Annotated in this window: 20 protein-coding genes; 12 read left to right on the plus strand and 8 right to left on the minus strand. The window is 61.5% G+C overall.

Annotated features, from left to right (window positions below; genetic code table 11):
• Window positions 1-20: 20 nt before the first annotated feature.
• The 3 genes from icmH to tssJ form a co-directional block, all read right to left on the minus strand.
• On the minus strand, window positions 21-800 hold the full coding sequence (gene icmH / locus F757_RS0119485) for a type IVB secretion system protein IcmH/DotU (protein WP_027212861.1): 780 nt from the start codon (window positions 798-800) through the stop codon (window positions 21-23).
• Entirely contained in the window at window positions 797-2,143 is a 1,347-nt protein-coding gene (tssK, locus tag F757_RS0119490) for a type VI secretion system baseplate subunit TssK (RefSeq protein WP_027212862.1), read from the minus strand. Before tssK ends, icmH begins: the two co-directional genes overlap by 4 nt.
• Before the next feature lie 108 nt (window positions 2,144-2,251).
• The gene (tssJ, locus tag F757_RS0119495) at window positions 2,252-2,878 is read right to left on the minus strand and encodes a type VI secretion system lipoprotein TssJ (RefSeq protein ID WP_027212863.1); all 627 of its coding nucleotides are present in this window, start codon (window positions 2,876-2,878) and stop codon (window positions 2,252-2,254) included.
• 144 nt (window positions 2,879-3,022) lie between these two features.
• On the opposite strand from tssJ, the gene F757_RS35865 reads away from it, so the two are divergent.
• The 10 genes from F757_RS35865 to tssA all read left to right on the plus strand — a co-directional run bounded on the left by F757_RS35865 (window position 3,023) and on the right by tssA (window position 14,044).
• Window positions 3,023-3,259 (plus strand): hypothetical protein, encoded by a 237-nt coding sequence (locus F757_RS35865; protein WP_156923674.1) that lies wholly within the window; start codon window positions 3,023-3,025, stop codon window positions 3,257-3,259.
• Window positions 3,252-3,941, plus strand: coding sequence for a tetratricopeptide repeat protein (locus tag F757_RS0119505; RefSeq protein WP_027212864.1), 690 nt, complete (start codon window positions 3,252-3,254; stop codon window positions 3,939-3,941). Before F757_RS35865 ends, F757_RS0119505 begins: the two co-directional genes overlap by 8 nt.
• 36 nt (window positions 3,942-3,977) lie before the next feature.
• Complete coding sequence (gene tssB / locus F757_RS0119510; RefSeq protein WP_027212865.1) at window positions 3,978-4,526, plus strand: type VI secretion system contractile sheath small subunit; 549 nt, start codon at window positions 3,978-3,980, stop codon at window positions 4,524-4,526.
• A gap of 14 nt (window positions 4,527-4,540) precedes the next feature.
• The gene (tssC, locus tag F757_RS0119515) at window positions 4,541-6,031 is read left to right on the plus strand and encodes a type VI secretion system contractile sheath large subunit (RefSeq protein WP_013343174.1); all 1,491 of its coding nucleotides are present in this window, start codon (window positions 4,541-4,543) and stop codon (window positions 6,029-6,031) included.
• 73 nt (window positions 6,032-6,104) lie between these two features.
• Window positions 6,105-6,608, plus strand: coding sequence for an Hcp family type VI secretion system effector (locus F757_RS0119520; protein WP_027212866.1), 504 nt, complete (start codon window positions 6,105-6,107; stop codon window positions 6,606-6,608).
• An 88-nt stretch (window positions 6,609-6,696) separates the two neighbouring features.
• Window positions 6,697-7,176 (plus strand): type VI secretion system baseplate subunit TssE, encoded by a 480-nt coding sequence (gene tssE / locus F757_RS0119525; RefSeq protein ID WP_013343176.1) that lies wholly within the window; start codon window positions 6,697-6,699, stop codon window positions 7,174-7,176.
• 108 nt (window positions 7,177-7,284) lie between these two features.
• Window positions 7,285-9,123 carry a type VI secretion system baseplate subunit TssF gene (tssF, locus tag F757_RS0119530; protein ID WP_027212867.1) on the plus strand — a complete coding sequence of 613 codons (1,839 nt, stop codon included), beginning with the start codon at window positions 7,285-7,287 and terminating at the stop codon, window positions 9,121-9,123.
• The gene (tssG, locus tag F757_RS0119535) at window positions 9,087-10,181 is read left to right on the plus strand and encodes a type VI secretion system baseplate subunit TssG (protein WP_027212868.1); all 1,095 of its coding nucleotides are present in this window, start codon (window positions 9,087-9,089) and stop codon (window positions 10,179-10,181) included. Before tssF ends, tssG begins: the two co-directional genes overlap by 37 nt.
• Window positions 10,182-10,214: 33 nt before the next feature.
• Complete coding sequence (gene tssH / locus F757_RS0119540; protein WP_027212869.1) at window positions 10,215-12,890, plus strand: type VI secretion system ATPase TssH; 2,676 nt, start codon at window positions 10,215-10,217, stop codon at window positions 12,888-12,890.
• Window positions 12,891-12,925: 35 nt separating this feature from the next.
• Window positions 12,926-14,044 (plus strand): type VI secretion system protein TssA, encoded by a 1,119-nt coding sequence (gene tssA, locus F757_RS0119545; protein WP_027212870.1) that lies wholly within the window; start codon window positions 12,926-12,928, stop codon window positions 14,042-14,044.
• A gap of 141 nt (window positions 14,045-14,185) precedes the next feature.
• Here the strand turns inward: tssA and F757_RS0119550 are convergent, their stop codons facing one another.
• From F757_RS0119550 to F757_RS0119565, 4 genes are all read right to left on the minus strand, one after another.
• Window positions 14,186-15,151, minus strand: coding sequence for an OmpA family protein (locus tag F757_RS0119550; RefSeq protein WP_027212871.1), 966 nt, complete (start codon window positions 15,149-15,151; stop codon window positions 14,186-14,188).
• Between the two features lie 4 nt (window positions 15,152-15,155).
• Window positions 15,156-16,148, minus strand: a complete 993-nt coding sequence (gene tagF / locus F757_RS0119555) for a type VI secretion system-associated protein TagF (RefSeq protein ID WP_027212872.1) — start codon at window positions 16,146-16,148, stop codon at window positions 15,156-15,158.
• A complete protein-coding gene (gene tssM, locus F757_RS0119560; protein WP_027212873.1) occupies window positions 16,145-20,047 on the minus strand; it encodes a type VI secretion system membrane subunit TssM in 3,903 nt (1,300 codons plus the stop codon). The genes tagF and tssM overlap by 4 nt, the downstream gene beginning before the upstream one ends.
• Window positions 20,048-20,319: 272 nt before the next feature.
• Window positions 20,320-21,165, minus strand: coding sequence for a M15 family metallopeptidase (locus F757_RS0119565; protein WP_027212874.1), 846 nt, complete (start codon window positions 21,163-21,165; stop codon window positions 20,320-20,322).
• A gap of 125 nt (window positions 21,166-21,290) precedes the next feature.
• On the opposite strand from F757_RS0119565, the gene F757_RS0119570 reads away from it, so the two are divergent.
• Entirely contained in the window at window positions 21,291-22,313 is a 1,023-nt protein-coding gene (locus F757_RS0119570; protein ID WP_027212875.1) for a hypothetical protein, read from the plus strand.
• A gap of 154 nt (window positions 22,314-22,467) precedes the next feature.
• Window positions 22,468-23,604 (plus strand): nucleoside hydrolase, encoded by a 1,137-nt coding sequence (locus F757_RS0119575; protein WP_027212876.1) that lies wholly within the window; start codon window positions 22,468-22,470, stop codon window positions 23,602-23,604.
• Window positions 23,605-23,641: 37 nt separating this feature from the next.
• Here the strand turns inward: F757_RS0119575 and F757_RS0119580 are convergent, their stop codons facing one another.
• Entirely contained in the window at window positions 23,642-24,598 is a 957-nt protein-coding gene (locus F757_RS0119580) for a LysR family transcriptional regulator (protein ID WP_027212877.1), read from the minus strand.
• Window positions 24,599-25,244 lie beyond the last annotated feature (646 nt).

The following is a 25,244-nucleotide window of genomic DNA, read 5'->3' on the forward strand; positions in this document are numbered from 1 at the left end:
GCGTGGCGCTCCGCGTCGCGCTACGGCAGCGAGATGGTCAGCGTGGCCGACTGCGGCCCCAGCTTGACCACTTGCGAATACGGCGCCAACGTGCGCAAGGTCTGATCGCGCAGATAAGTGTTCAAGCCGAGATAGGCGAGCAGTCCGACCAGTGCGAACACTGCGCCGATCGACCACAACGGCACCTCACGCTTCAGACGGTGCGCGACCTGATCCGGCAGTTGCCAGTGCGGCGCGAACGGCGCTCGCTTGCCCTTCATATGCGCGATTTCGTCGCCGAGGCGCGCGGTCAGATACGCAAGCTTCTCCGGCCCTTCCAGCAGATACTTGCCCTGAAAGCCGAGCAGCAGGCACATGTGGAACACCTCGAGCGACTGTAAGCGGGCCGCGCCTTGTGCGCGGCCTTCCTCGAGATACTGGAAGAATTTTTCCCCCGCCAACTGCTCGCCGAACAGCACGAGTTGCAATGGCCGCCGCTCCCAATCGGTGCGAATCCTGAAGGTGGACGACAGCACTGACTCATCTATCGCCGCGCAGAACGCAAACTTCGACGCATACACGTCTTCCGCAGACGCGTTGAGCTTCTTCGCACCGCGCTCGAAGTCGCCGAGAAACTGCTGGATGCGCTGACTGAACTCGTGCGCATCGCCGGGCTCGCGGCCGTTCTTCAACAGAAACAGCATGAAGAAGCCGTCGTACAGCAAATCCAGCAGCGAGCGGACCTGATAGCTCGGTTCGCTTGCCGGCAACGGCGTCGCAGCAGGCGTGCTGCCGCCGAATAGTGAAGGCGCGTAGCTCATGATGTGACCGCGATCAGCTCAAGTTGAAGATCGTTGATGCCCGAGGGCGCATAGATCATGGCCGACTGCGCTTGCAGCATGCGCTCGTACAGCCCGCCGCGCGGCTCGAACGAGAAGTAGCAGGCGCCCGGCCGCACCGGAATGGCGGGCGGCACTTGCGGCGTGTACACGAGCCGCACGCCCGGCATGGCCGAGAGCACGAGCTTGTCGACGTCGTCGGGTGCGCCGACCTTGAAGCGCGCCGGTACTGCTTCGACCAGTTCGGCGGTGGGCATGTCGGCGGACACGGCAATGTAGAACATTGTCTTGTCGTCGATCTTGCCCGAATCGAGCCGCCCCGCATGAAACGACGGACGCACTTCTTCGAGCGCGATCGCAAAGTAGCGCGTGGAGATGACCGTTTCGAGCAGATCGCGCAGGATCATGTCGAGGCGCGCAAAGCCGGGGCCAGGATCGTCGTGCCGGTAAGCCGGCAGGTCGGAGAGCGCATAGCCCTTGGAGAACGTCATCAACTGGCCCGCGAGGCGCAGCAGTTCCTGAAAGAGCCGCTCGGGATGCAGCGCCGAATGCTGATACAGATGTGCAAGCGCTGCAAATGCCGCGCTCGCCGTGTGCAGCAGCCAGAACGACGCAATGTCGCCCGAACGGAACTCGATGATGTTCTTGGTCGGCTCGCGGTGAAAGCCGTAGAGCGCGCTGACCTTTGCCTGCAGCGCGTCGATCAGTTGGCGCAGCCGCTGATGCAGGACCGGCGAGGCGTCGATGGCGAGGCAGGGCGGCACGAAACTGTCGTCGATCTCGAAGCCCGAGGTGGCAGTGCGGCGCACGCGCACGAGCGGCACCGACAGCAACTGGTCGCGCGGCTCGCTGTGCGCGATCAGCTTGACGCTTGTCTTGAGGAAGGTGATGTCGGCTTCGGCTGCGTCGGTGAAATGGTCGGCAACCGGCGCCTGCTCGCTCACGTAACGCGCAATGAAACCCGCGTTGCTGTCCTGCGAATAGTTCGCGCCGGTCTCGCGCAGCGGATGCAGCGCGAGATAGAACGTGAATTCGTTGATGCCGTCGGGCAACGTGTCGAGCGCGATGGGCGGCGGCAGGTCGTCCGCTTGCGGCGCGGAGTAGAGCGCGCCGTCGGGGAACACCAGTGACAGTTCGCTCACGCGCAGCACATTGCTGCCGAGCGCGTCGCGGTCGAAACGCGCGGAACGCACGCCCCAGTTATACGGCTGGATCGCCTGGATCGACTCGAAGAGGCGCGCCTCATGATAGGCGTCCTGACGCTGAAAATGCTGCGGCCTGAGAAACAGGCCTTCCCCCCAGAGCACTTTTGCGGAATAACTCATCTCAAACCTGTTATATGGGTTCAGCGTGCTGCGCGCCCCGAATAAGCCCATTCGGGCGCCGCATTGTTAATTGTCTGGAAAATGTTAAATCGCACTGTACGGCATGTTTTAACCGCAGCTAACCGAAGAAAGCATATTGAGCTGCTGGGCGGGCAATCCCTGTTCCGGCGGGATCACGGTACCGTTGGTGACGGTCATTGCACAGTTATGCAGGCCGACCATTATGCCGGATTTCTCCGACTTTGCCGGGTCGAAGGCGAATTTCCAACGCTGCATGGCCGGATCGCGGAATAGCGCGACGATGCCGAATGCCTGCGCTTCACGCGACACTTTTTCGGTTACGACGTAACGCTGGCCTGGGATTAGGGTGACTTCACGCACTCCAAGCAGATCGCCGCCGAGTGTGGTCTTTTCCTTTGCCACGTCCGTAAATGCGTCGAATGGCGCCTGCTGGAATGAAGTCGGGTCTTTCAATATGTAAAGTCGCACCACCAGTGCCAATGGCCGCTTGTCATTCGCGGCATTCAGATTGGGTGCCGCGTATAAGGTAACAGGCACGTTGCGCGGCGGTTTCTGCGCGTCCGGCAGCTCCGGCTTGCCAAGGCCGCTTGCCTGCAAAGCCGCGTTGGCAGCGGCTCCCAGCACGGAGACGCCGGCGGCGCAACCACCCAGAAGCGCACACGCGGCAGCGTGGGTAATCAATAGCGATGCATGGCGAACAAGGCGCGAATTCATATCCATCGACCGGCTGGCCGCCGTCCCCCGTCTAAAACATTCATAACGAAATGATCTCGGCGAAATGTCAGCCACTCATGACGCTTTCTGCCGTTCACTGCCGCTTTATGCGACGCGCATGTAAAGCCGATCCGGCGCGGCGCTGTGTCCGCTGAGTGGAAATTTTTTCCGCCGTACCGCGTGCCGCTATTGCGCCAGGAAACAATTTCTGCATGCCTGGTTTTAAAGATCCGGGCGTATTTTTTTCGTGCAATGCTTCTTCACATGAAAGTTGAATTATCGAAATTTGGCCTGTACTATACCCGCGCACTTGAAGCAAAGCAAAACTCCGGTTTCTTCCTCGAATTAAAAAATCGCACGTCGGTGAAAAACGATGAATGACCGTCTGTTAGTAAAACTATCTGGGGTAGTGTTGGCTTGCGGCGTGATGGCCGGTTGCGCGACACAGGGCAACAACGCGGCAAGCACACCGGAGGCTTTTAATAAGCAACTCGCGGATGCAGATACTGTCGCGAAAGGCGGCGATCAGGACCGCGCTATCGCGCTTTATCAGCAGCTTTCAAAGTCCGATCCGACGCGCGAAGAGCCGTGGTCGCGTATCGCGCAAATCCAGTTCGCGCAGGGTCATTACGGTCAGGCTATCGTCGCCGCGCAAGAAGCACTGCAGCGCGACCAGTCCGATCGTCAGGCAAAGAGCGTGCTCGCGGTTGCCGGGCTGCGCGTGGCCACGCAATCGCTCGGCGAACTGCGTCAGGACGCGTCGCTCGCGGGCGATGCCAAGTCGGACGCACAGGCGCTTGCCAGGCAGTTGCGCGATACGCTCGGCGAGGCCACGCTGTTCCCGCCCGACCCGAACGACAAGCCGGCGCCGAAGAAAAAGCGCGTGATTCGCCGCGTCACGAAGAGCAAGCCAGTCGATACGCCGGAAGCAGGCACCAGCGCTGCGGCCACCACGCCGGCTGCACCAGCGGCTCCGGCACCGGCAGCACCCGCGGCACCGGCAGCACCCGCCAAGGCCGCGCAAAGCGGCGGTGCGTCAGATCCGTTCAGCGCGCTGCGCTGATCCCCACGCTACACCATCAGCATTCGGGAGCCGACGATGGCGAAGAAAGAAAGCATACAAAAACGCTTGCAGAAAGTGCGGCCGCCCCGCGTGCAGCTCACCTATGAGGTCGAGCGCGGCGATGCGATCGAAGTAAAGGAACTGCCGTTCGTGGTCGGCGTGGTGGCCGATCTCGCGGGGCAGTCCGAAGTCGAGCAGCCCAAGCTGCGCGATCGCAAGTTCGTCAACATCGATCGCGACAATTTCGATGACGTGATGAAGGCGATCGAGCCGCGCGCGGCCTTTCAGGTGGAAAACCGTCTGAGCGAAACCGGCGGCAAATTCGCGGTCGATCTGCGGTTCAAGTCGATGGCCGATTTCAATCCGGACGAGGTGGTCTCGCAAATCGAACCGCTGCGCCGTCTGCTGGAAGCGCGCTCGAAGCTCGCGGATTTGCGCAACAAGCTTGCCGGCAATGACAAGCTCGAAGACCTGCTCTCCGAAGTGCTCAACAACACGCAGCAGTTGCAGGCACTGGCAAAAGACCAGGGCAATGCGGCGGACCGGGACGGCGGCGCGCCGGATCACGACAAGCAAGGCGAATAAGTACGGGGTGTGAGATGAATCAGCAAACGGCGGCAGCCCAACTCGCCACCGCGCAAAGCGGTACGGAATCCACGCTGCTAGACGAGATCGTCGAAAAAAGCCGCGTCGCGAAGTCCGATTCCGAACATGCGCGCGCGAAAGACCTGATTGGCGAACTCGTGCGCGAAGTGCTCGACGGTACGGTGGTGGTCTCGGACAACCTGTCGGCCACTATCGACGCGCGCGTAGCCGAGCTCGACCGGCTCATTTCCGCGCAGTTGAGCGCGGTCATGCATGCGCCGGAGTTCCAGCGCATGGAAAGCACGTGGCGCGGCCTCGACTATCTGTGCAAGGAGAGCAACACCGGCGCGACGGTCAAGATCAAGGCGCTGCACGCGCCCAAGCGTGACCTCGTGCGCGACTTCAAAACCGCAATCGAATTCGACCAGAGCGCGCTCTTCAAGAAGATCTATGAAGAAGAGTTCGGCACGTTCGGCGGCTCGCCGTTCGGGGCCATCATCGGCGACTTCGAAGTCACGCGCCAACCGGAAGACGTGTATTTCATCGAGCAGATGTCGCACGTCGCGGCAGCCGCGCATGCACCCTTTATTGCATCGGCGTCGCCTGAATTGCTGGGCCTTGAAACGTTTGCCGATCTCGGCAAGCCGCGCGATCTCGGCAAGGTATTCGACACCGTCGAATACGCAAAGTGGAAGTCGTTCCGCGACTCGGAAGACTCGCGCTATGTCGGCCTCACGCTGCCGCGTTTTCTCGGCCGCTTGCCGTTCAATCCGAAAGACGGTGCCACGGCAGAGGGCTTCAATTTTGTCGAAGACGTGGACGGCACGGATCACAGCAAATACCTCTGGTGTAACGCGGCATGGGCGTTCGCCGCGCGTCTGACCGCCGCATTCGACGACTTCGGCTGGTGCGCCGCAATTCGTGGCGTGGAAGGCGGTGGCCTCGTCGAAGATCTGCCGACCCACACGTTCAAGACGGACGACGGCGAAATCGCGCTGAAATGCCCGACCGAAATCGCCATCACGGATCGCCGCGAGAAAGAGCTGAGCGACCTCGGCTTCATTCCGCTCGTGCATTGCAAGAACTCCGACTACGCTGCGTTCTTCGCGGCGCAATCGGTGCAAAAACCGAAGAAATACAGCACCGACAGCGCGAATGCGAACGCTGTTCTGTCCGCTCAGCTGCAGTACATCTTCTCGGTGTCGCGAGTCGCGCACTACCTGAAGGCGATGATGCGCGACAAGATCGGCAGCTTTGCATCGGCGCAGAACGTCGAAGTATTCCTGAACCGCTGGATCTCGCAGTACGTGCTGCTCGACGACAATGCGACGCAGGAGCAGAAGGCCCAGTTCCCGCTGCGCGAAGCCTCCATTCAGGTCTCGGAAATTCCGGGCAAGCCCGGCGCTTATCGCTCCGTTGCGTTCCTGCGCCCGCATTTCCAGCTCGACGAACTGTCCATCTCGTTGCGGCTCGTCGCCGACCTGCCGAAGCCGGCCAATTCATAAACGAAGTTCAGAAAGCCCGGGCCGGCCGTCCGGGCTAGCTGCTAAAACCACCTCTTTGGGGAGTCGATGAGTTATGAAGGACATCTATTTAAAATTCGGCAATCCGGCGATCAAAGGCGAGTCCGCCGATAAAGATCACGCTGGCTGGATCGAAATCGATTCGTGGAGCCACTCGATCACACAGCCGCGTTCGGCAACGGCTTCTACCGCGGGCGGTCACACCTCCGAGCGTTGCGAGCATGCCGACATGGTGTTCACAAAAGACATCGACGTGGTGAGCCCGCTGATTTATCAGCACGCATCGGGCGGCACGACGTTCGACGAAGTCACGATCGACTTCATGCGTTCGGACGGTGAAGGCAACCGTATCAAGTATCTTGAAGTGAAGCTGAAGTACGTGATCATTTCCAGCGTGACGCCGAGCGTGATCGGTGAAGGCTTGCCGAGCGAGCAGTTCTCGCTGAAGTACGCCGCTGTGCAGTGGAAGTACACGCAGCAGAAGATCGGCGGCAACCAGGGCGGCAACGCGCAAGGCGCGTGGAGCCTGACGAAGAACGACAAGACGTACGCGGTGTAATGCACCGGCGCACGCCGTCGCGCGCGTCGTCAGGAAAAGACGGCCGCGAGCCGCGTGCGCGTTGCAGGAACTGCTTCTTCGGACGCTGATGAAACGCTTCGAACCCAGCTTTCTCGACAAGCTGTTCGACGACGAACCGCATTTGCCGGCTTCACCGGCGATGCGGCAATTGTCGTTGGATGAACTGAAAAGCACTGTCGCGCGGGACGTCGAGGCGATCCTGAACACGCGAATCGCGCTCACCGAGCATGAACTCGCCGCTTTGCCCGAATGTCAGCGCTCGGTGCTCACTTATGGTTTGAACGACTTCGCGGGTCTGAGCCTCGCGAGTCACTATGACCGCACATTCATTTGCAAATCGATTCAACAGGCGATTGCACGGCATGAGCCGCGCCTGCAGCAGGTATCGGTGACACTCGAATTGAACGAACAATCGACCAATGCGCTTTACTTCGCAATTCAGGCGCTGCTGGTCGTTCATCCGGCAGAAGAACCGGTCAGTTTCGACGCGATGTTGCAGCCTTCGACATTGCAATACTCGGTGACGCGTGCACGCGCGAAACTGTAGGCGCTGTTTATTATTTTGACGCTTCGCCTGGATATTGTCCGAGCGTCGCCGCGACGCGCAACGGCGGTAATTGATCGGGCGCAAAGAGTTCGGGTTCGGGGATAGATGATGGAAGAATTGCTGCCGTATTACGAGCGCGAACTGTCGTTTCTGCGGCGCTATTCGCGCGATTTCGCGGAGCGCTACCCGAAAATCGCCGCGCGCCTTGCCATATCCGGCGAGCACTGCGAGGACCCGCATGTCGAGCGGATGATCGAGTCGTTTGCCCTGCTCGGCGCGCGCATCAACAAGAAGCTCGACGACGATTACCCCGAGTTCACCGAAGCACTGCTGGAAGTGTTGTATCCGCACTATCTGCGGCCGTTTCCATCGTGTTCGATTGCGCAATTGGGAACCTCGGCGGCGGTGAGCCATTTGACGGAACCGGTTGTCATCGAGCGCGGCACCGAACTCAAATCGCGTCCTATTCGCGGTGTGCAGTGCCGCTTTCGTACCGCGTACGACGTGACGCTCGCGCCGCTCCGCATTTCCGAGGCAAAGTACACGTCGGTGGCCATGGCGCCGAGCGCAACCGTATTGCCCGGCAATGCCACCGCAATAGTGTCCATTACTTTCGAATCAACCGCTGCGCAGCTCGATCTGTCCGCGTTGAAAGTGAGTACCTTGCGCGCGCATCTGCACGGCGAGCAGTCGTTCATTGCGGCGCTTGCCGACTGCCTGTTCGTTAATGCAATGGCCACGTATGTGGAAGCCGACCGGCGCGGCGTGTGGACGCCGTTACGCACGTCGCCGCTCGCACAAGCGGGTTTTGACGAGCAGGACGCGCTGATCGACTACCCGGCCAAATCGCACCCTGCTTACCGGCTGCTCACCGAGTATTTTGCATTTCCGGAAAAATTCAATTTTGCCGACTTTGATCTGGCGGCCATGACGCGTGCCGCGGGCCGCTGCCAACGCTTGACGCTGCATGTGGTGCTGAAGGAAGTGCGCAGCGATTCGCATGTCGCGCGGCTTCTCGATGCGTTGTCTGCGCATCACTTGCGTCTTTTTTGCACGCCGGTGGTCAATCTGTTCGAACAGCACGCCGAACCTATTCGCGTGAACCATCAGGCTGTTTCTTATCCCGTGGTGGCCGAAGCGCGTCGCGCATTCGCATACGAGGTTTATTCGATCGATTCGGTGAAGCTGGTCAGGCAGCAGGCGCATCAGGAATCAGTGACCGAATTCCGGCCGTTCTACTCGCTGCACCATGGCGAAGCGGCGCGCGCGGGGCACTACTGGTTCGCGCGGCGCAACGACTGGGTCGCGCAAAAGAGCCCCGGTTACGAGACAGAGATCTCCATTGTCGATATCGACTTCGAACCGGCCGCGCCGCAGACCGATACGTTGAGCCTCGATCTGACCTGTACCAATCGCGATTTGCCCGCTGGCCTCGCGATTGGACTCGAGGGCGGCGACCTGTTCGTCGAAGGTGGATCGCTGACCGGCAGCATCGCAATGCTGCGCCGACCCACGCCGAGCGTGCGCTTTGAGCGCGGACGCGCCGCACACTGGCGGCTCATTTCTCATCTTGCGCTGAACCACGTATCGCTTGCGAGCAGCGGTCTCTCCGCATTAAAAGAAATGCTGGTGCTCTACGATTTGCGGCGCACGGCGGTCTCGGCGCGCCATATCGACGGACTCGTCGGAATCGAGCAGCGCGCGGCCGTGCAGTGGCTGCCGGGCAAGCCGTTCGCCACATTTGTGCGCGGCATGGAAATTCGCCTGACCATCGACGAAGAACATTTTGTCGGTACGAGTCTGGCGTCGTTTGTGCGGGTGATCGATACATTCTTCGGGCTGTACGTGCATCTGAACAGCTTTGTGCAACTGGTCGTCGTGTCGAAGCGCACTGGCGAGGAGATCTTGCGATGCAAACCGCGCAGCGGCGAATCGATCCTGGCGTAGTCGAGCAGTTTCTCGACGAGCCGCACCGCTTTGAATTCTTTCAGGCAGTGCGCGTGCTCGAGAAGTGGTTCGCACAACAGGCGCCATCGGCCACCGGGCGTTCGGGCGATATCGTCGCGCAGCGCATTGCGTTTCGCAATTCGCTTTCGATGTCGTTTCCACCGAGCGAAATTCACGGAGCGCAATCTTACGACGACCAAGGCACCGCGCTAAAAGAAAAGGCGCAACGCACTGCGGCGCTGGAAAGCGGCTCGATCGAAAAAGTGGACATTACGCCGGCGTTTTTCGGTTTGCTTGGCGGGCAGGGCGCGTTGCCGCTGCATTACACCGAACAGATCATCGCGCGGGAACAGATCAAGCGTGACCGTGCCGCGCGCGAGTTCTTCGACGTGTTTTCGAATCGGGCCACCGCGCTCTTCTATGCGGCGTGGAAGAAGTACCGGTTGCCCTTTCATTACGAACTGGACCGCGACGAACGCTATTTGCCGTTGCTGCTCGCGCTTGCGGGCGTGGCGGACAACGACACGCGCAGCAGCCTGCAAAGCGGCGAAGGTGCGCTATTCGACGAAGCCATTGCGGGCTACGCGTTACCGACACGGCACAGGCCCGTGTCGGCCGCGTACCTGCAACGCACGCTGTCGGACTACTTCCAGGTTCCGGTGCGAGTCGAACAGTTTGTCGGCAAGTGGTACAACGTACCGCGCGATCAATTGACCGTGCTCGGCAGCGTCAACGCGACTCTCGGCGCGACGGCGCTGGCGGGGGAGCGCGTCTGGCAGCGCGACATGCGGGCGCGGCTTGTGATCGGCCCGCTCGACAAGGCCGATTACGAGGCCTTCCTGCCGGGCGCGGATCGTGCCATTGCGCTCGAACGGATGCTGACACTGCTCGCGGGCGTCACGCTCGAATATGAAGTGAAGCTGGTACTGCGCCGCGAGGCGGTAGGGCCGACGCTTTTGAGCCAGGGCGCACGCCTTGGTTGGGACGCCTTTCTTTGTACGCGCGACGCAGACTGCGACCGCGCGGACGCGCGCTATGAGCTGCACGTGATTCACTGACCATAACGATAGAACCTGACCGGATCGCACCACATGAGCACGTCCCTCAACACCCTGATCGCCAAACTCAATCCGACCTGCCGGCAGGCCGCGTTGCTGGCGGCGAACAACTGTCTCGCGCGCGGTCATTACGAGGTGGACCTCGAGCATCTCCTGCTGGCGTTGCTCGACGAACCGGCGAGCGATCTCGCGCTCGTGCTGCGCGCAAGCAGCATCGACCTGCATGCGTTGCGTGCGGACATCGAGCGGGAATTGCAGCGCCTGAAAAACGGCAACACGCGCACGCCGGTGTTCTCCAGGCATCTGATCGATCTGCTGGAACAGGCTTGGCTGATCGCATCGCTCGATTCGCAGATTGGACGCATTCGCTCGGGCCATTTGCTGCTGGCGTTGCTGAGCGCGCCGGATCTCGCGCAATTTGCCGAGCGCATGTCGCCGCTCTGGCGCGGCGTACGCGTGACCGATCTCAAGCATAAGTTCGACGAGCTGACGGCGGGCTCCTGCGAAGTCGAGCGCAGTCATGACGGGCAAGTCGCCACAGACCGTGCCGACGATCCTGTCACGTCCGCCTCCATGCCAGGCACGCCCTCGAAAACGCCCGCGCTCGATACGTACACCAGCAACCTCACGCAGCGCGCGCGCGAAGGCAAGATCGACCCCGTGATCGGCCGGGAAGGCGAGATTCGCCAGACTATCGACATTCTGATGCGGCGCCGGCAGAACAATCCGATCATGACGGGCGAGGCCGGCGTCGGCAAGACGGCGGTTGTCGAAGGTCTGGCGCTGCGCATCGCGGCCGACGACGTGCCCGCGCCGCTCAAGGGCGTGGCGCTGCACGTGCTCGACATGGGTCTGTTGCAGGCAGGTGCGAGCGTGAAGGGCGAGTTCGAAAACCGCCTGAAAAACGTGATCGACGAGGTGAAGAAGAGCCCGCATCCGATCATCCTGTTTATCGACGAAGCGCATACGATCATCGGCGCGGGCGGGCAGGCCGGACAGAACGATGCGGCAAACCTGCTGAAACCCGCATTGGCTCGCGGCGAACTGCGCACTATCGCAGCGACGACGTGGAGCGAGTACAAGAAGTACTTCGAGAAAGATGCGGCACTCGCACGGCGTTTCCAGGTCGTGAAGATCGAAGAACCGGGTGAAACGCTTGCGGCGGCTATGTTGCGCGGCATGGCGTCGTTAATGGAAAAGCACTTCAACGTGCGTGTGCTCGACGACGCAATCACAGAGGCGGTGCGGCTGTCGCATCGCTACATTAGCGGCCGGCAACTGCCGGATAAGGCGATCAGCGTGCTCGACACCGCGTGCGCAAAAGTGGCGCTCGCGCATAGCTCGACGCCGGCCGCTATCGACGATACGAAAAAGCGCCTCGAGCGCATCGACGCGGAAATTGCCGCGCTCGAACGCGAGGCGGCGAGCGGGGCGCAGCACGACGAACGGCTCGCGCAACTGCGCGAACTGCGCGAGGAAGACCTGCAACACCTCGCTGAAGATGAAGCGCGCTACGACAAGGAACGTGCGCTCGTGACGGAGATTGTCGACCTGCGTGCCGAGATCGACGCGGCCCGCGTGAGTAGTGCCGACGCGCAGCAGGCAGAGAAAGCGCAGCAGGCGCGCGAAACGCTCGCGCTGCGGGTGGCCGAATTGCAGGCTTTGCAGGATGCTCAACCGATGGTGCCGTTGCAGGTGGATGGACACGTCGTTGCGGAAATTGTGGCGTCGTGGACGGGCATTCCGCTCGGCCGCATGGTCAAGGATGAAATCCAGACCGTGTTGAATCTGCAGCCGTTGCTGGCCGCGCGCGTGATCGGTCAGGACCACGCGCTCGAAGCCATCGCGCAGCGGGTGCGCACGGCGAGCGCGAATCTCGAAGATCCGAACAAGCCGCGGGGCGTGTTCATGTTCGTCGGACCTTCGGGTGTCGGCAAGACCGAAACGGCATTGGCACTCGCCGATGTGTTGTACGGCGGCGAGCGCAAGATGGTCACGATCAACATGAGCGAGTACCAGGAGGCGCATAGCGTCTCGGGTCTGAAAGGCTCGCCGCCGGGCTACGTTGGTTATGGCGAGGGCGGTGTGTTGACGGAGGCGGTGCGCCGCAATCCGTATTCGGTGGTGCTGCTCGACGAAGTCGAGAAGGCGCATCCCGATGTACTCGAAATGTTCTTCCAGGTGTTCGACAAAGGCACGATGGACGACGCCGAAGGGCGCGAAATCGACTTTCGCAATACGCTGATCATTCTCACGTCGAATGTCGGTTCGCAAGCGGTCATGCAGGCGTGCCTGAACAAAAGCGCAGAGGAACTGCCCGATGCCGACGCGCTCGCAGAAACCTTGCGTCCGCAACTGTATAAGGCGTTCAAGCCTGCTTTTCTCGGCCGCATGAAAGTGGTGCCGTACTACCCGATTTCCGACGATGTGCTCGCCGAAATTATCGAGCTGAAACTGCAGCGAATTCGCCGCCGTATCGAGTCGAACCACAAGGCGGTATTCGAGTGGGACGAGTCGCTGGTCGATGCAGTGCTTGCACGCTGCACGGAAGTGGATTCGGGCGCGCGCAACGTCGACCATATTCTGAACGGCACGCTGCTTCCTGAAGTCGCGCAGCATGTGCTGGAGCGCATTGCGAACGGCGCGACGATCGAGCGCATTTCGGTGCGCTCGAGCGAGGCTGGCGAATTCGAGTACGCCGTCGTATAAGCGCTTTAACGAATGCAACCTGATAGCTCCATGCCATGCCCACCAATCTGAACACGCTGCTCGCTCCAATCAGCGAAGCTGCGCCCTGCGGCGAAGATCTCCTGTTTTCCGCCGACTTCGATGCCATTGCGCACGCACGGCGTTTTGAGGACCCTTCTCTCGATCAGGGCGAATGGGTCACCGAAATCAAGGAGGCCGACTGGCCGTTCGTGATTGAACGTTCCAGTGCCTTGCTGCAAACCCAGACGAAAGACTTGCGGCTCGCGGTGTGGCTCACGGAAGCGCTCGCCATTGAAGAAGGCGTGACGGGTCTCACGCAGGGTTACACGCTGATCACGGGGCTGTGCGAAAAGTACTGGGAAACCGTTCATCCGCTACCGGAAGGCGACGACACCGAGTATCGCCTCGGCAACGTCGCGTGGCTCGTCGGCCGCACCGGCGAGCTGCTGCGCGCGATGCCGCTTACGTCGTCGCAGGGCAACGTGTACAGCACGATCGACTGGGACGTCGCCGCGCACGTCGCACAAGCCGTAAAGCGCGATCCCGACCATGCCGACGACATTGCGCGGGGCAAACCTTCCATCGAACAGATCGACGCCGCGAAGCGCGCCACGCCTGCCGCGTTTTATTCGACGTTACTGGCCGACCTCAAGGCATTCGAAGCGGCCATGCTCGCGCTGGAACAGGAGCTCGACCGCCGCGCTGGCGACTTCGCGCCGAGCTTCCGCCAGGCGAAGGACGCCTACGAAAGCGTCTATCGTCTGGCCGAACGCTTCGCGCGGGAAGTCGGCGTGCATCCGCAGGCACAACAGACGTCCATGAGTGGAGCAACTGCACCGGCGTTGCAGGAACCCGAGCGCGCAGAGCCCACCTTCAAGACATCACTGCAACGCGAGGAACCTGTGTTGACGACCGCGCAAAGCCAGGCAATCGCAGGAATCCAGAGTCGCGCGCAAGCCGTCGCGCAGTTGCGCGCAGTGGCCCGCTTCTTTCGCAGCACCGAGCCGCACAATCCCGCTGCATACTTCGCCGACAAAGCCGCGGAGGCCGCCGACATGCCCTTGCATCAGTGGCTTTCCACAGTGGTGAAAGACGATGGATCGCTCGCGCATATCCGCGAGCTGCTGGGTGTGAAGCCGGAAGAAAACAGCTAGACGTCTGCGTCGAAATAAAAAAGCCTGGCCCGCGCTCGAGTGAGCGGGCCAGGCTTTTTCATGCGCGCCGTTCCTGCAACCAGGCGCCAAGGGGTAAAGACGCTAAAGCGCCCCGGATTGCTGTGCTCGGAGCCCCGATGCTCAGGACCCCGCGCGGAACTCGATGCGCCGGTTGCGCGCGCGGCCATCGGCGGTGTCGTTCGTTGCGATCGGCTGATCCGGGCCCACGCCAGTCGTGGTCATCTGCTGCGGAGGAATGCCCTTGGCGACGAGATAACCCTTCACCGCGTCGGCGCGCGCCTGACTCAGCGCGATATTCGACGTGCGGTTGCCCGAGTTGTCGGTGTGGCCAATGATCGCGACTGTCCTTGTCGTCATCTTCTGCATCGCCGCCGCCATCTGGTCGAGAATCGCGCGGCCCTGCGGCGTGAGCGTCGCGCTGCCGGTTTCGAATTCGATCGTGCGGTTGGCGAGCGTCTGATCGAGCAGACCCTGCTCGGATGCACTCACGCGCAGGCCGTTCTTGATCGTATAGGTTGGATTGAGCGCGTTGGCCATGTCGCTTGCGAGTTGCTGACGTTGCGACTCGTTGCGCACTTCGCCTTTCACGTCGATCTGCGTGCCGTCTATTTTCAGTTGCCCTTTGCTGATCTGCTTCAGTTGCGGGCCGATCAGCTTTTGCACGTTGGCCGACCAGTTCGGCGGCGTGGCGACGTCGGCAACCTCGATCTGATCGACCACGTTGGCCGCGCCATACGTTTCGCGCAAACGCGCGAGCACAGCGGCTTTGGTCGCCTCGTCGGGCACTTTGCCGCCGACCACGACCTGGCCTGGCGCCGCATTGGCGGGCGGCGGCGAAGCTGTCACCGCGCCGGTGCCGGCGCCAGTGGTACCGCTCGCGAGGCCCGCCGTGTTGACCGCAGGTCCCGCGGACGAAGTCGAGGGCAGGGCCGCCGTGCGAATCGAGGTGCTGCTGTTGTCCACGGGGGTGACGCGTGCGGGACCGTCGTTATCGGCATGAGCGAGCGTGCTGAAAAGCGAACCGGCCAGCACGGCAAGCAGCACCCGAGGGAGCCGCGTGTTTATCCGGATGCGTGGGTGGCTCATCGCACTACGCTCCCGTGAAGGCTTCGCGGAACGTGTCGATGCTGACGCGCAAGGACAGTTGCGGTTGGTCGAGGTAACTGACGAGCTTGCTGATGCCATGATCGTTCTGTGCGTGTTCGTCGATCCATTCGGGGTCGTCGATATCGATGTTATGTGCGGCATACGCTTGCGGATCGACCACGCTGTGCAGCGTTTTCGCCGACGCGCCGTTAAAGCCGATGATGAGCCGCTCGCGCTCCGCAATGGTGCCGATGAAAATCGCCAGTTCGAAGTCCGCCTGCGCGACGAACGGCGCGATCAGTTCGAGCCAGAATGCGGCGACGAGGCTGCGATAGAACGGGTCGTTCGGCAATGGCAGCGTGAGCCCGCGCTCGAGGTGCGACGAGCCGCTTTGCATCACAGGTCGCAGCAGTGAACCGAGCGCCAGCATTGCGCCGCGCAGGCGCACCGGATGGCCGCTTGCAAGCAGCATCTGTTCGAGGCCGGCAAGCGTCTGGTGTTCGACGAAATCGTTGAACGTGCCGTCATGCGGATTGCCGGGACCGCCGCCGATTTCAATCGGCACCTGCGTCTCGCCGAGCGCCTGCAATGCGCCCGCCGGCTCGCTGGCGCCGAGTAGAGGCCTCATTTGCGCCGAGACACGCGACCACAGGCGCGCAAAGGCGAGCGGACTGTGCGCGAGAAAGGTGAGCGGCTTCTCGACTTCGAGCGCGGTCGCGGCGAGAAACGGAAACCGTCGCGACGACTGGTCGTGACTGGCCACCATATGCCCGGCAATGGCGAGCTTGCTGCGCGAACCTAGGAACGCGAAGTGCATCGGCTTCGCGTTTTCGTAGACGATCTTCCAGCGCGGATCGTCGGTGAGCAGCTCCATTGCTTCGGCGATCCAGCGGTCGAGTGTGGCGAGCAACTGCGGGTTATGCGCGCTTTTCACGAAGTCGCCGCGCGAGGGAATCTTGCCGAAGTATGCGATTTGCGCCTGCACGGTCTGCGTCATTGCGCGCCTCCTTGGGTCGAAACAGCTGCCGTGGCGGGGCGCGCAGCCGGCGCCGTCGAGGTTGTCGAGCCTGGCGTGCCAGGCGCCGGGCCAGCAGACGCGCTGGTGGCCGCGCTCGCGGCAACCACCGAATTGCCCGCCGCGCTGACGTCCGCCACCGACGAAGGCAGACGCAAGCCGCGCAGGCTTTGCTGCTGCGGCGCGTCGCTGCTTCCGCCCGATGCTTGCGACGTGCTGATGATGCGCATGCTGACGGCCACCGTCACGTTGCCTTGCGTCCACGACAGATCGAAGGTGCCGTCGGGGCGACGCTTGCGCTGCGCCGAGTTGATCAGTTTCTCGAGCCCATAGCGGCCCGGCTCGTTGACAAGCTGCAGGGTGCGGCCGTCGAAGGTCGTTGCGGACAACGTGGCGCCTGGCGAGCCCGACGGATTCGGCCACACGAAGTTGGTCCATTGCGGCGGCGTGTTGCGATAGCGCATCTGCTGGCCGTCGATGGCGAGCGTGTACTCGGTCGTGCCGCTGCTCGGCTGCGGCAGGATCTGGAACACCGTCTGCGGTTCCGCCGAGCTCTGGCCCGCCGACGCGCCGGCTGCGCCGCCGGCGAGCGGCGCGACCCAACGTGCGAATCCGTTGGTGAAGTCGGGTGTGAGCGCGAGGCCCATGTCGCCCCAGGTGCGCGCAGTCAGCGTGTCGCCACGGCGCACCGCAAGCGGCCCGAGCGTGGTGCCGACGAACTTCGCAATCGAGCCGTCCGGCCCGAATACCTGCGCTATTTCGCCCGCGCCGGCCTCGACCTTGGCATCGCTCGCGAACGGATACTTGTTCGCGAGCGAGTTCTGGAACGTCTGGTACACCTGCGCGTTCCAGACCTTGTTCACTTCGACGCTGGCCGGCTGGATCACCACCGCATACGCGGCCATCAGCGGCCGCACGAGCAGCGGACGCAGCGCCTTGCGTTGCGAATCGGTGAGGCCCGTGAGCATCTGCTCGTCGACGTACTTGAGCGAATCGGCGAGTTCGGAGCCGCTGCCGTCGAGCGTCTGCTGCATGAGCTGGCGCGCGCCCGGACCCGGGTCGCCCTGATTCTTGATTACGTTAAAGCGCGTGCGGACCTTGGAGAGCGTGTCCATATAGCCCTTGAGCATCGAGCCGTTGTCGCCCGTCACCACGATCCGGCCGAGCGCGGAGAACTCCTGTCCAATCGGTCCCATCGGCATTTCCACCGGATTGCCGTTGATGTCGATGTTGGCATTCAACTGGCCGGTCGGCGCACGCGAGAACCATTGCTTGAACCAGCTCGTCACGCCGCTTTGCGCACGTTTCAGGCTCGCGTTAAAGAGCGAAGGGTTGTCCCACGAGGTCTGGTCATACGCGGTTTCGAGTACTTTGCGAATCGGCGAATCTTGCGGGTCGCCGAGGCGGTTCATCGCATCCACCGCCTGGCCGAAGCTGCCGAAGCTCTGCACCGCAATGCCTTGCATGAACTTCTGCCAGTGCATTGCATACTCGGTCTTGTACATGGTGACGAGCGCTTTCTGAATCTGCTCCGGGCTGCCTTCAAGCGTCAGGTCGTCATGCGCGGACGTGTTGAGCACCCAGTCCTTCGCCTGCAATTCTTTGGTCGCGGCCTCGCGAATGGCGGGCTGCACGTACTGGAACCATGCTTCGCGCGTGAACGTGCCGGGGATCGCATAGCTGCCCGCCACCAGCCCCGTATTGTTTTCGCCGACAATCCGTGCAATGGTCATCGGTGCGAAGCGGGTGGACGCGCGCGCCTTGATCTCTTCATAGACACGCTGACGCGCCGGCATGCCGCGCACTACGCGGCGCAGGTTCTCGCGGGTCTGATCGACGAGACCGAGGTTCTGGTCGATCATCGGCCAGTCGTCGTCGGATACGCGTGACAGGTAGAACGTAATCATGCGCTCGGCGCTGCGGATCATTTCGTCGCGAGGCATGTTGCCGCGATTCGTTTCTAGCCAGCCGCGCCAGAAGCGCGCCACCTGGTCAGTCAGGTGAGCGGTTTCGACGTGACGCTTGTCGCTCAGCATCAGGTAGGTCTTGAGCGCGTTGTAGGCGTCTTCCACATTGGTGGGCGAAGCGTCGCTGTAAAGCCCGCCCTGGCTGTTGGCGGCCATGGCGTTGTGTGCGGAGACCGGCACGGCTGCCGCCTCCGGCGTGCGATTGAGCGGAGCGAGTTGATCCGGATGCGCGTCGACCTCCTTCAGGAACGCCGCAAGGTTCTGCGAAACCGGATCGAGCAGGATCTGACGCACGCCGTTGTAGTACTCGGTAAGAAGACGCTGCTCGAGACGATCGCCCTGATAGAGGCCGAACGATACGGCAAGCGGCTTATCGCGGCGGAACTGTTCAAGCTGATCGATACGGTCTTCGAGAACGTCCATGGCCTGCAGGCGCGATTGCAGGTCATTGCGGTTCTGCTGCAAACGCACGACGTTCTCGAGATCCGCCTTGACGTTCTCCGCAAGTTGCTGGTTGTTGATGGTAGACCACGTCCAGCCCCCCAGCGCGAGCGCCAGCACTGCGACGAAGCCGAAGAAGGTCGCATAGCGCAGGCGCGTTTTGGCCGGGCTCGCGAATTGCCTGACCGTTTGGCGGTCCGCGAAAATGACCTTGGAAAAGAGGTCGCGCAGGAAGAAGCCGTTCTTTGAAAACGCGCTGTGCGGCTTGGGCATGCTCTCGGCGCTCAGGCCGAAACGGTTGGCGATGCGGGTGGCGGCGGCGCTGTTCGTTTCGCCTTCCTGCAATGCGCTCGTGAAATAGAAGCCGCGAAAGATCGGCTTGTACTGGAACGGGTTCGTTTCAAACAGCGTGGCAAGGAACGCGCGAAGCGCGGGCTTGATTGTCGAGAACTCGAGCGGGAAGCTGAGTTGGCCCGGCGAGAGCTTGTTGCCGCGATTGATCGACATCTGCGCGACGCTGATTTCTTTGAGGCCGTCGTATAGCTCTTCGAAATGCTCGTCGAAAAGGCCCACCACGTCACGCTTTTCGTCGGGTTCGTAGGGCAGGGTGGCGCCCCACACCCGATCATATTCGTGGCGGTCGCTACCGCTGAAGAACTCGGTGAAGCCCGTGATCAGGTCGGCCTTCGTGAACATCACGTAGACCGGTGCGAAGACTTCCAGCTTCTCGGTCAATTCCTGCACGCGCTGGCGCAGGTTCTTCGCCAGATTGATGGCGAATTCAGGCTTGCTGCTGGTGAGTTCCGCGATGCTCGCGGTCACGATGATGCCGTTGATCGGCGCTTTGGGCCTGAAGCGTTTGAGCAGGCCGAGAAAGCCGAGCCATTCGGTACGGTCTTCTTCATGCACGGAGTAGCGGCCTGCCGTGTCCAACAGAATGCCTTCAGTCGTGAAGAACCAGTCGCAATTGCGCGTGCCGCCAATGCCGTGAATCACGGCGTTGTTCTTGTCGGCGAACGGGAACTGCAGGCCCGAATTCAGCACGGCGCTGCTCTTGCCCGCAGCGGGATTGCCGATCACGATGTACCAGGGCAACTCGTACAATGCCGAGCCGCCCGATACCTGGCCGATTTTCGATGTCTTGATGGTTTTCACCGCGTCGACAAGGCGCGTGCGCAGCACGTCGAGCTCGGCCTGACGCGCCGGAGTGGGGGCGGGCCCCGCTTCCGCGCTCTGTTTTTCCGCCTGCTGCTCGAGCATTTCGCCAAGCCTGTTGTTCGCGCGACGCGCGCGCAGGCGGCGCACCACCCATACCAGCAGCCATAGCGCGATCACCACGGCAAGCACGATGGCTGGCCACTTCGGATCGATCTGCAAGGTATCGGCGCCGACGAACAACACAGCAGCGAGCGCGAGCAGGCCGATGATCGAGAGCGTGCGTGGATGGGTCAACACGTTGAGAAAGCGTCGCATAAGCCGTTCAGGTCTTGGTGATATGTGTTATGGCGCGTGCTGGGCAAACGGCATCACGCGCGTGCGGCGTTTGAAAACAGGGTGAAAGGAAATGAAAGCCGATTCAGCCGGACGGCGAAATCGGCTGAATTGTTAAATCCGCAATTGCCGGCGCGGCGAAAAGCGGCCGGGCGAATGCGGGGAGGTATGCCGGATTGCGGTTCGTATCGCCGCTTTTTGCCTGAAATATTGATTGAACGCCCCATTTCCCAACCTCTTGTACCGCTGTGTCCTTAATGCCCCCGCCCGAGGACGAAGCCGGGTTTGTGATATTCGACGTGCCCCAGATCCATCATTTTCCAGCGGCCGCCCCAGGTCAGGCCGACCTGTTCGGCTGTTTGCCCATATAACTGATAGCCTCGCATCGCCCAGGGATCTTTTTCTGAAATGACGAGCTTGCCGTCGCGCAAAAACGCATTGTCTGCCGCAAGGCCGTATTGGTGATAGCTTTGAAACGCAGCGGCATTGGTGACATTGCTCCCAATTTGCGCGAGCCGGTTTTGCCGCTCCGGACTGCGATAACCTTCCAGCAAGGCCATTTCGTAGCCGTACTGCTCGTGCATGATTTTGTAGACGAGCAGCAAACGCGTTCGAAAATCGGCATCCAGCAAATTCCAGTCGCGGCTCGCGTCTTTCAGCGCCGGCCGGATCTGCTCGACCTCCCGCGTGGCGAACACTTCCGGCGGCAGCGGCGGCGGAGGTACGAGCTGTTCGCCATTCAGTAACGCGGCAATTTTCTCGTCCGGTACCCGTGCAGTTTCGTCGAACTGAAATAACTGACGACCGCGTAAACCCAATGCCACTAATGGCGGCGTCGCAAGAATACCTGCGGTAGTAAAAATCAGCAAGCGCCGGCGCGCCAGTAATTTTTTCAGATCTGTCGCCGTGGATTGCGAAATTCTTGCCGAGCGTGCTAATTGACTACGCGCGTGCGATGCGCCGCGGGATGCCCGGTGCATAACGCGGCTATGAATGGTCTGGGCGGCGCCTAATAAAGAAGCGCGTACCGCCGGCAAAAGCAGCATTGCGGCGACGAGGACTGCGACGGCGAAATAGCCAAGAAGTACTACGGCAATCAAGGGCGACCCCGGAAATTGGAAACAATTGTATTTTGTAATGCTTGCTCTTAGAATCAGGCCTGCTCGGAGAGGAGCCGGAGCGGTATTATCACGGCGAAATAATCCAGGATTCAATGAGACAGTGAATGAGTGCGCCGGAAAATTCAAATTCCAAAGTCCCGCCAAGCCTGTTATCCGATAAGGCTAAAGGCGCAGACGGCAATGGTTCGCGAATTCTTGCGAACCTTGAAGGCCGCGTCGCGCCGCCTGTCGAGAAGCCACGCCGTTCCAGAACACCGCTTGCGCTCGTCGCATTGCTGTTGATTGCGGCAGGTGGTTGGGGCGCATGGCACATGCAGCAGCGCGGGCAGAGTGAGCCGCTCGTTGCGGCCGCGCCGGCGAGCGCCGTGAACGTCGCCAACGCGGCGGTGCCGGCCTCGGCCGCGAGCGTGGCGGCGCAGGTCGGCACGAATGCGCAAGCTCCGGCCGCCGCCTCTTCGCAGGCTGCCACGATCATCGCGGACGAAAGCGACAGCAAGCCTGCTGGTGCATCCCCTGCATCGGCGGATGCAGCGGAAAGCCGCCTGTCGCGCGCGCTTGCCGACGGCGCCGAGCCGAGCAGTGGCTCCGCGCCGGCTCCTGTGCTCGCTTCCGTTGGGGCATCGGGTGCATCCGCTGCATCGGGCCCGGCGGCAACGGGAGCGGGGTCGGCTAGGCCGGCTACAGCGGCTACAGCGGCTACAGCGGCGGCGAAGCACGACAAAAGCTCGACTGTCGCGAGCAGGAGCAAGCACGAGGCTGCGGCGCGCAGCAAGAAAGAAAACGCGTCGGCAAGCGCGAGCCATCATCGCCAGGGTACGGCGACTGCCTCCACTCAAACGAAGAAAGCCAAACCAGACGCAGCGTCGAAAGATGATTCGGACGCCGATCTACTGGCCGCACTCGTTGCACGCACCAAGCCGGCCGATGCGAAAGCCAGCGGCACAAATCCGGCGACCAAGGTCGCAACCTCCGCCGTGCCCGGCAACGCGAAGCTCGCCGAGCGCGTGAAAGAGTGCGCGCAGCGAGGCTTTTTCGAAGACCAGTTGTGCCGCTGGCGTGTCTGCGACGGTCATTGGGGCAAAGACCCGGCATGCCCGGGTTCCACGCCGCAAGCGCGTCAACCGTGATCGTCCGCCGCGTGGGCGGCTCACGTCGGCGAGGGGCTGCCAGGCATCACACGATGCTCGGGCCCCCGCGACGCTCCGGTTTGACTTCGCCGCCTTTGCGTCTATGATGACTCTCCTTAGTTCGTACACCGATGCGATAAAACAGGAGACATCAATGAAGCGGTTTCTCGCGGCCTCGAGGTATCTGGCAAGCGTCGTGATTGTTCTTGCAATCGCGGCATGCGGCGGTAGCAATCTGAATCCTTCCAATCCCCCGAAAGTCATTATCGACAGCGACTACAACACGCTGAGCGACGACGGCCAGCTCGGCGTCATGGCGGCGCAATTGCAGGCGCAAGGGTCGTTGAAGGTACTCGGCATTACCGTCGTGTCCGGCAATCAATGGTTGAAGCAGGGTGTCGCGGACGCATTGAAGTCTGTCGAGCGGCTCGGGGTCGACAAGCAAATAGGCGTTTATGCAGGTGCAAATTACGCGCTGTCGCATGATTTCGCCACTATCCAGGCCGAAATGGCGCAATTCCCGGGCGGCGATGGCTATCTCGGCGCGTGGGGAACGCCCGAGCCGAAGTCGGACAGCGATCTCGTCGCACCGCCCGACGGATTTGCGACGCACACGAAAGTGCAGAGCAAAAGCGCGGTCGATTTCATCGTCGATTCAGTGAAGCAGAACCCCGGGGAAGTGACGATCCTGGCCATCGGGCCTTTGACCAACATTGCGCTCGCCACGCGTCAGCATCCCGAGATCGTGCCGTTGATCAAGCAGATCATCTACATGGGCGGCGCGATCGACGTGCCCGGCAATACCACGCCGACGGCTGAATTCAACTGGTGGTTCGATCCTCAGGCGGCAAAAGAGGTGTTGCGTCTGCCGATCAAACAGGTTGTCGTTCCGCTCGATGTAACGGATACGGTGAAGATGGACAAGGCGCTCTACGACCGTATCGCGCACGACCCGGCAAAGCAGACCATCATTACGCAGTTGTTCAAGACGCTGAACGGCTACGGCTTCGACGGCAAGAACGGCTTCGAAACCAATCCGAACTACACCACCAACATATGGGACACGCTGACGCTCGGCTATCTGATTCATCCTTCATTTGCGACCCAGACGGTAGAAGAGTGGGTGGATGTCGATACGAGCTTTGGCGCAAATGACGGAAAATCTACTGGCTATACGAGCTCTCCGCCGGCCGGCTTGCAGAAGATGACGATCGTCAAGCGCTTCGACAATCAGAACTTCTTCAATTTTTACGTGGACCTGCTCACGCGCCCCGTACCGGTGCCGGGCTGATGTGCGAAGCGCGCCGCGCGCCTGAAGCGCATGCGCTTCAGGCGGGATGCAGGCCACGCAACAACTGGCGCACGCGCGAGAGGTCCTGCTCGACGTGCTCCGCCTTCTCGAACAGCTCTGCAAGCCAGTCGACGAAAGCACGCACGCGCGGCGACACGCGGCGATTCTTCAGATACGCAACCGACACCGGCATAGGCACCGGCTTCCATTGCGGCAGTACTTCGCGCAATTGTCCCGAGTCGAGGTACGGCTGTGCCGCAATTCGGGCCGGTTGAATCAGCCCGTGACCTTGCAGTCCGCAAGTCAGATAGGCCTGCTCGTCGCTGACCTTGATGAAGCCGTTGACCTTGACGGTTTGCGCTTCGCCGTTCACTTCGAAATCGAACGCAACTTCGCGGCCGTTGTGCGGCGACATGCAATTGACGGCGACGTGTCCGCGTAGATCGTCGAGATCCGTAGGCGTGCCGTAGCGCGCGAGGTAAGCCGGGCTTGCGCAGGTCACGTGCTCGATGGTGCCCAGGTGCCGCGCCACCAGAGTCGAATCGGGCAGTTCACCGAGCTGGATGCTGCAGTCGATCGCTTCGGACACCAGATCGACCACACGATTGCTGACGCCGATGGCGAGATCGAGATTGGGATAGCGCGCGTGAAAGTCGTCGAGAGCGGGCAGGACAATCCCGCTTGCCACCGAGCCGGGCATTTCGATGCGCAGGCGGCCAGTGAGGTTATCCGTCGCGTGACGGATGCTCGCCTCCATCTCGTCGATATCGGCGAGAATTTGCGCGCAACGCTCGTAGTAGGCGGCGCCTTCGGGCGTGACACTGATACGCCGCGTCGTGCGCACGAGCAGTTGCGTGCCGAGCAGGGCTTCGAGATTCTGGACGATGGTGGTCGCCGTCGCCCGTGGAATGTTCAGGGACTCCGCTGCGCGGGTGAAGCTGTTGGTGTCCACTATCCGGATGAAGGTTCGCATGGCGGTTATTCGGTCTAGCATTTGGGCCTCTCTTTCTAGTGGTTGTGGTTTTTTTGCCTGTGGCGGGGTTTGTTCTAACCCCCTTGGCCTTTCCTTGAGATCACGGTGGTCTACTAGTGTTGCCCCTGTGCGGGGCGGCACTTACTTTCTTTGCCGCCGCAAAGAAAGTAAGCAAAGAAAGCGGGCTCAAACCGCCAGCTCATAAGTGGGCCCCTCGGCTCGGAACGGGTAGTGGTGCATCTGGAATCTGTGCTCCCGCACACTCGGCGCTGGTGACAAGGCAGTCATGCTTCCCGCCTCGCACTACGTGCTCGCCGGAAGGGTTCGCATCAAACCCGCCGCTCGCGTTCGCTCGTGAAACCGACCGTCGGCTACGCCTCGGCGAGGTGCGTGAGTAGCTTGCGTGAGGCATGCAGCGGTGCGGGTGCGGCCCTCAGGACCGGAAATACCGGCGGTTGAAGAACAACCGCTGCGGCGCGCGCAGCGCCGCCGGAAGAATGACTGCCTTGTCACCAACGCCGAATGCGCGGGAACACAGATTCCAGATGCACCACTACCCCCTGCAACGCGAGGGACCCACTTATGAGCTGGCGGTTTGAGCCCGCTTTCTTTGCTTACTTTCTTTGCGGCGGCAAAGAAAGTAAGTGCCGCCCCGCACAGGGGCAAC

The sequence above is a fragment of the Burkholderia sp. WSM2232 genome (genome assembly GCF_000472545.1).
Classification (GTDB): domain Bacteria; phylum Pseudomonadota; class Gammaproteobacteria; order Burkholderiales; family Burkholderiaceae; genus Paraburkholderia.